Below are 6,938 nucleotides of genomic sequence, written 5' to 3' on the forward strand. Positions count from 1 at the left end.
GGTGTTTCTTCTGGGGTTTCCTCTACAGGTGTTTCTTCTGGGGTTTCCTCTACAGATTGTCCAAATACAGAACCGATAATTTCAATCTCTTCAGTTCCAGATGGAGCTTCAATACTCAATGTTCGACTATTGGTTGTTGTAGAAGTTTCTGAAAAATTTGCAAAATCAGCATCTATTAAAACTAAAAACTCATCATCTAAACCACCATAAGAAGAATCAAAGAAGGATCTATCAAAGGTAATATCTAATGTTCCTACAGAATCAGGAACTTCTACAGTCAATATCAAAGAAATGGATTCAGTGTCAGGTTCAATTCCTACAATATTCATTGCAGATGTTGAATATTCAACATCATAGGAAACACCATCAACATCGACAGACATTGTTTCAGCATATACCAATGCAGTTGAAATTATAGTAAACAAAATAAGACCTAAAGAAATTTTCAATAAAGAATTAACACTAGGGAATCGGGTGTGTTTTTCCGAATATAGTTCCTTTACTGCAAAATTGTTCATGTGTATATTTTGACCTCCAAATTGACGTTAAAAATGAAGAGACGATAATAAATCACGTAAAAGTCAAGCTTTTTTGCTTATTTTTAAAGTTCAGGCAGAAATGTTTCTAGATTACGCCACGAAGAATCTGAATAATCTTTTCAGCAATTACATTTGCCGCTAAAGATTGAGCCTCTTTAGTTTGTGCACCAATATGAGGAGTCAAAATTACATTATCAAGTTCTGCGAGTTTGGTTCCAATTGCAGGTTCTTTTTCAAACACATCTAATGCAGCACCACCCAAAGTTCCATTCTTTAGTGCATTGTAAAGTGCATCTTCATCAACAACACCCCCTCTTGAAGTATTGATGATTTTAGCAGTCTTTTTCATTGTAGACATTTTTTCTTCATCAAGGAGATGGTATGTAGAATCTAAAAGAGGAACGTGTATTGAGATATAATCAGAGCTTTGTAACAAAGTATTCAAATCAGCTTTCATCAGACCAACTTCTTTTGAGAACTCTTCATCAATTGGAACTACATCGTATCCAATAATATTCATGTTTAATGCACGTGCAAGTCTTCCCAATCTTTTTCCAATATTTCCTAAACCAATAATTCCAAGATATTTTCCACGAAGTTCTGTCCCTTTCAGTTCCTTTTTGAGCCATTGATCATTTCTAATCGCTCTATCACCTCTAGCAGTTTGTCTTGCAAGAGATAACATCAAGCCAAGAACTAATTCAGATACAGCATTCATTGCTCCTTCAACAGCATTAATGACACGAATGTCTTTTGCTTTTGCTGCTTCTTGATCAACATTATCTAAACCAACTCCAACACGGGCAATAATTTTACAATTGTCAGCCTTTTCAATCATTTCTTTTGTGATTGTAGTTCTGCTTCTTACAATTACAATGTTAAAAGTAGAAATTTTTTCGAGAATTTGTTCTTTGGTGATTTCAGGTTCATAAGAGACCTTTAGCCCATTGTCTATCAAAATTTTATTCAGTATAGGATCAACTTCATCACAAATGAGTACTGAATCATCAAATCCCATAGCAAAAGAAAGTGAACAACGGAATATAATTCATTAAGAAAATAAAAAGAAAAAAAGATGTTAAAAGATCAAGAAGTTAACATTTCTGCTACTACAGGAATTACTTCCCATAATGCGACATAATCGCCACTTGCTTGCATTTCAGAAGCTACTTCATCAGTGTATAAACCGTGAATGTTTTGGGCAGGATGTGCAATACTGTTTGCTCCCATTGGTGGGACAGCATCACTTGGATTGCCTAAAGCGTATGCATAAGATGCTACTGGTGCTGGGATAACTCCTTTCTCAACTAGAACTGGGTTCAAGCCGAATGGGTCACCTGCTACAAATACTGTAGCTGCGCCAGTGTAAATTGCTGCATAATCATGGTTTACTGCTGCATATGCACCTGGTTCATCAAAGACCAAGTCAACAATCATGTTTTGTGAACCTCCGAGTAACCATGTTTCAGTTGCTGCGGATTGTACTCTGTTACCTTGAGTAACTCTGTCCAAAATTTCTCCAACAATGTGGAAGAATAGTGGTTCGTTACCATGGTTTTCAACAAAGAGTCTCACGTGTTGATCATTTTCAACAAACAAGAGTTGTGATTGGTATTGCTTGTGTTCAAGTCCATTCCATGGTTGTGCAACAAAGATGTTCTTGTTTACATCGCCTTTGACGAGTAAGTTATGAGCCATGTTTGGTACATAACCAAATTGCATTCCGTTAACAACTGTTGCAGTATTATGATGTTTGAACATTGCTGCGGCATCATAGTTACCTTCAGGTGTTAGATACAATTGGTTGTATTGGAGTTGGAACTCTAATGCATCTGCATCATAGAATTTTCTATCTAATGAAACATCACCGCCTGCTGAGACTTTTGTTTTCTCAACCATTAGTTTCTTGTATCCATTGACAGGATCAACGATTGCAATTCCGTACATGCCGGAAAGAACGTGTTGGTCCATACCAATTAGTTTGACACCAGAACAATGGTATTTGAAGACACCAGCTGATTCAGCGATGTAACAGTACTGACTTGTTTCACCAGGATTAACTGATTCAAAGTTTCCTGCTGACATTTGTGATGCATGCATGTCGTTACCGTGTCCAGTAACTTCATCTGATGGGATTGTAAGTGTCATTTTTACAACATCACCTTGTGTAACTCTTAGTGTTGGTCCTGGGACCATTCCGCTAAAAGTCATGGCGTTGTAAGTTTTTCCTCCCATGATTGGAAGAGTAACACTTTCACCAGTCAAATTGAACTCAACTACGTTGCGTCCAGTTTGTGATAATGCACCACAATCAGTTTCTGCGAATGCTTGAGGCATTACAAGCTGTAAACCGCCCATTTGATGGATTTGTTCAATTACATCGACATCCATTTTGTTGATATCTAGTGATTGTCCAGCAATCTGGGTTTGTGTGTATGTGCTTCCGAATAAGGTTGCTCCCATTACAGCTACTGCTGCAATTGTGAAGAGCATACTAACACGCTTATTCATAAAGCAACGACCTTACAAATCCTATATAATAATTCCCATTACTGGCACAAGAATTTTTGAAAATATCTGAAAAAGAATGAATAATGGGTGAAATTCAGTAAAGTCAACATGAAATTTAGATTAGATCAAGATTCACTTGGAAAAGTCAAAATCCCAGCTGACGCATATTATGGGGCATTTACAGGAAGAGCAATCAACCAATACCATGTAACAGGAAACAAAAGTCATGAGAATTTGATCAAGTCATTTGTAATGATTAAACGATCTGCAGCAATCGCAAATATGAAGACCAAAGCAATTGATGCAAAAAGAGGAAAAGCAATTGTTACAGCATGTGATAAAATACTTGCTGGAAAATTTGTAGATCAATTTGTGGTAGATATGATAAATTCAGGAGCAGGAACTGCATTTAATATGAATTCTAATGAAGTCATATCAAATGTAGCATTAGAAGTTCTCCATAAAAAGAAAGGACAGTATGAGTTCTTACATCCAAATGATCATGTCAACATGTCACAATCAAGTAATGATACATATCCAACAGCTATGCATGTTGCAATTCTTATGAATCTTAAAGATACAATTCCTGCCATAGATATTTTGATTAAATCATTATCAAAAAAAGCAAAACAATTTTCATCATTTAAAAAAATTGGAAGAACACATCTCATGGATGCATTACCTGTAACATTAGGAAGTGAGTTTGATGCATATGTAACATCAATTTCCAAAGCAAGAAAAGAAATCATTGATGCACAAAAAGAATTGCAATATGTCGCATTAGGAGGAACAGCTGTTGGGACAGGAGCCAACACGCCAAAAGGATACAGGAAAATTGCAATAACAGAATTAGGAAAAATTTCAAAATTATCATTAAAGCCAGAAAAAGATATGCAACACAGTTTACAAAGTAAATTTGCAGTTGCTAATTTATCAAGTGCATTAAGAAATTTAGCACTTGAAATAGGAAAAATCGCTAATGATATCAGACTGATGGCATCAGGCCCTATCGCAGGATTGGCAGAATTGGGAATCCCTGCAGTTCATGCAGGTTCATCAATTATGCCTGGAAAAGTAAATCCATCTTTAGCAGAATGCATGAACATGGTTTGCTTCAACATAATTGGAAATGACACTGCAGTTTCTTATGCTGCACAAGGAGGTCAGTTTGAGCTAAATGTGATGTTACCAGGAATGCTAAAGTGCATGTTAGAATCAACAGACATGCTAAAAAATTTCTTGCCAATATTTTCTGCAAACCTAATCGATGGACTAACAGCTAACAAAGACAAATTACGTCAAGATATTGAAAATAGTCCTGTGATTGTAACATTGTTAACTCCAAAAATAGGATATCTAAAATCAGCTGAATTATTCAAAGAGTCTCTAAAAACAGGGAAAACTATCAGAGAACTTGTTGTTTCAAAGAAATTAATGAGCAACAAAGAGATTGATTCTCTATTTGGATAAATTATGGCAAAAATTTTCGTAGAAGCATATGGATGCTCTGCTAGTTTTGCAGATTCTGAAATGATTTCAGGATTAATTCTAAATGGAGGGCATACATTAGCAGATAATTCTTCAGAATCGGATCTTAACATAGTAGTTACATGTTCAGTCAAAGATTCCACTGCAAACAAAATGATGTATAGAATTAATTCATTAAAATCAAAACCGCTTATTGTAGCAGGATGTCTTCCAAAAGCAGAAAAAGAAACAGTTGAAAAATTTTCAGAAAATGCTAGTATGCTTGGACCAAATTCATTAGGAAAAACACTACAAGTAATTAATTCAACATTAGGAGGTCAAAAACAAATTGCATTAGAAGATTCAGATTTGTCAAAAGTGGGACTTCCCAAAGTCAGACTTAATCCCACAGTAGGGATTGTAGAGATTGCAAGTGGATGTATGAGTGAATGTACCTTTTGCCAAACAAAATTATCTAAAGGAGATCTATCTAGTTACAGATTAGGAGATATCGTAAGACAAGTTGAAACGGAAATTAACGAAGGATGTAAAGAAGTATGGTTAACATCGACAGATAATGGATGTTATGGATTTGATATAGGAACAGATCTGCCAACTCTAATCAATACCGTATCAGAAATTCCAGAAGATTTCATGATAAGAGTTGGAATGATGAACCCAATGTATATGCCAAGAATTAAAGAAAAATTAATCGATTCTTATGATAATGACAAAGTCTTCAAATTTTTACATATTCCAGTACAGAGTGGAAGTGATCAAGTACTTCACGATATGAAACGTGGACATACTGAAGGAACTTTCAGAGAAATTTCTAAGAAAATGAAAGAAAGATTTAGAGACTTTACCATATCCACAGATATCATAGTTGGATTTCCTACTGAAACAGAAGAAGAATTTCAAAAAACTGTGAAATTACTAGATGAAACAAAGCCAGATGTAGTAAATTTATCAAAATACAGTGCTAGACCAGGAACAGATGCTGCAGAATTAGAACAAATTGATGCATCAGAAATGAAAAGAAGAACAAAGATAATTTTTGAGCAGATCAACAAACTATCAATGGAGAGTAACCAAAAATGGATCGGTTGGAAAGGAAAAGTTCTATTTGATGAGATGACAGAAGAAGGGATTAAGGGTAGAAACTTTGCCTACAAGCCTATAGCTGTTGATGAAGATGTTGAATTAGGACAATCACATATAGTTGAAATCACAGATGCAACTGTAAAAAGGCTGGTTGGTAAGATCGCAAGCTAATTTTTTTCGATCTAAAATTTGATTAAAAAAACGTAAGAAGGTTTTTTATCTAAATCAGGAAATAGAATCAGAAATGAGTTTCCAAGTAAAAGAACCAGTTTTAGTCATAGGCCTAGGAGGCGTAGGCTCAAAATTGGCAAATGATGCAAAAAATACACTAAACTCAGATTGCCTTGTTATTAGTAATGACAAAAAGGATTTTCCTACAGAGGGTTCATCCATACATGTAACAACAGGTTCTGTTGTTAATCCATCTGTTCAATTAATCAGAGGCTCAACTTACAATGTTGCAGACGAGATTAAATCAAAAATTTCAGGTTATTCTACAGTTATCTTGATGAGTAATTTAGCAGGTAAAGCAGGCTCAGCCATGGCACCTGTTGTATCAGAAATATGCAAAGAGGAAGATGCAAGCCTAATCTCCTTTGCAATTATGCCTTTCAAATATGAAAAAGACAGAATTTTCAATTCAGGAGTTTCTCTAAAACGAGTTAGAGAGAATTCAGAATGTACAATAGTTCTTGATAATGATTCAATGTTAGAAAGTAACCCAGATTTGAGTCCTAAAGCATGTTATAGTATTGCAAATTCTGCAGTAATGCACGTAATAAAATCACTTGAAGCATCTGAAATTGCTTCTCAAACAAACATTCTATCAACAAGCAAAGATGGACAGAACATGGAAGACTCTCTTAGAGATTCACTAAAAATGTTATATGGTAATGCCCCACCAAATTCTATAAAACGTTCAATGTTGTATGTGGTAGGAGGAAGCAATATTCCAGTAGGAGTTATCAATGCAATTACAAATCTTACAGCAGGGATTGTCAGTGAAAGTAATTCTCAAATCGATATGACTTCAAATGTAGAAGATTCTAAAGTTGTTATGTTATCATCAATTCAAGGTATGACAAAGTTCGATAATTATGATCCATTAGGAATGATTCCTCAAGAAAATACACTGGATTGGAAAACACCTGATTGTAGTATCGATTGTGAACTAGATTTGTATCAATTAGAATAAACAGATTTTTAAAAAATAAAATTTTTTGAGAAAAATTAATCTTTCTTTGGTGCTTCTTTAGCTGGTTCTTCTTTCTTTGGTGCTTCTTTAGCTGGTTCTTCTTTCTTTGGTGCTTCTTTAGC

The 6,938-nt window shown here is 34.9% G+C and carries 5 protein-coding genes and 1 pseudogene; 3 read left to right on the top strand and 3 right to left on the bottom strand.

Translation table 11 applies throughout. From position 1 onward, the window contains the following. The 3 genes and pseudogenes from K5781_RS10095 to K5781_RS10105 form a co-directional block, all read right to left on the bottom strand. A pseudogene (locus K5781_RS10095) lies at positions 1-518 on the bottom strand (hypothetical protein); the annotation flags it as partial. Positions 519-624: 106 nt separating this feature from the next. Continuing rightward, positions 625-1,557 (bottom strand): D-2-hydroxyacid dehydrogenase, encoded by a 933-nt coding sequence (locus K5781_RS10100; RefSeq protein ID WP_297443762.1) that lies wholly within the window; start codon positions 1,555-1,557, stop codon positions 625-627. Positions 1,558-1,625: 68 nt separating this feature from the next. Next, positions 1,626-3,032: a multicopper oxidase domain-containing protein gene (locus tag K5781_RS10105; RefSeq protein ID WP_297443765.1), complete on the bottom strand. Its 1,407-nt coding sequence runs from the start codon at positions 3,030-3,032 to the stop codon at positions 1,626-1,628. A 126-nt stretch (positions 3,033-3,158) separates the two neighbouring features. Here K5781_RS10105 and K5781_RS10110 point away from each other — a divergent pair, with 126 nt between their 5' ends. The 3 genes from K5781_RS10110 to K5781_RS10120 all read left to right on the top strand — a co-directional run bounded on the left by K5781_RS10110 (position 3,159) and on the right by K5781_RS10120 (position 6,816). Beyond that, positions 3,159-4,520 carry an aspartate ammonia-lyase gene (locus K5781_RS10110; RefSeq protein ID WP_297443760.1) on the top strand — a complete coding sequence of 454 codons (1,362 nt, stop codon included), beginning with the start codon at positions 3,159-3,161 and terminating at the stop codon, positions 4,518-4,520. Between the two features lie 3 nt (positions 4,521-4,523). Beyond that, positions 4,524-5,792 (top strand): tRNA (N(6)-L-threonylcarbamoyladenosine(37)-C(2))-methylthiotransferase, encoded by a 1,269-nt coding sequence (locus tag K5781_RS10115; RefSeq protein WP_297443757.1) that lies wholly within the window; start codon positions 4,524-4,526, stop codon positions 5,790-5,792. A gap of 73 nt (positions 5,793-5,865) precedes the next feature. Beyond that, on the top strand, positions 5,866-6,816 hold the full coding sequence (locus K5781_RS10120; protein ID WP_297443754.1) for a cell division protein FtsZ: 951 nt from the start codon (positions 5,866-5,868) through the stop codon (positions 6,814-6,816). Positions 6,817-6,938: the final 122 nt, after the last annotated feature.

Source organism: Nitrosopumilus sp. (genome assembly GCF_025699255.1).
In the GTDB taxonomy this organism is placed as follows: domain Archaea; phylum Thermoproteota; class Nitrososphaeria; order Nitrososphaerales; family Nitrosopumilaceae; genus Nitrosopumilus.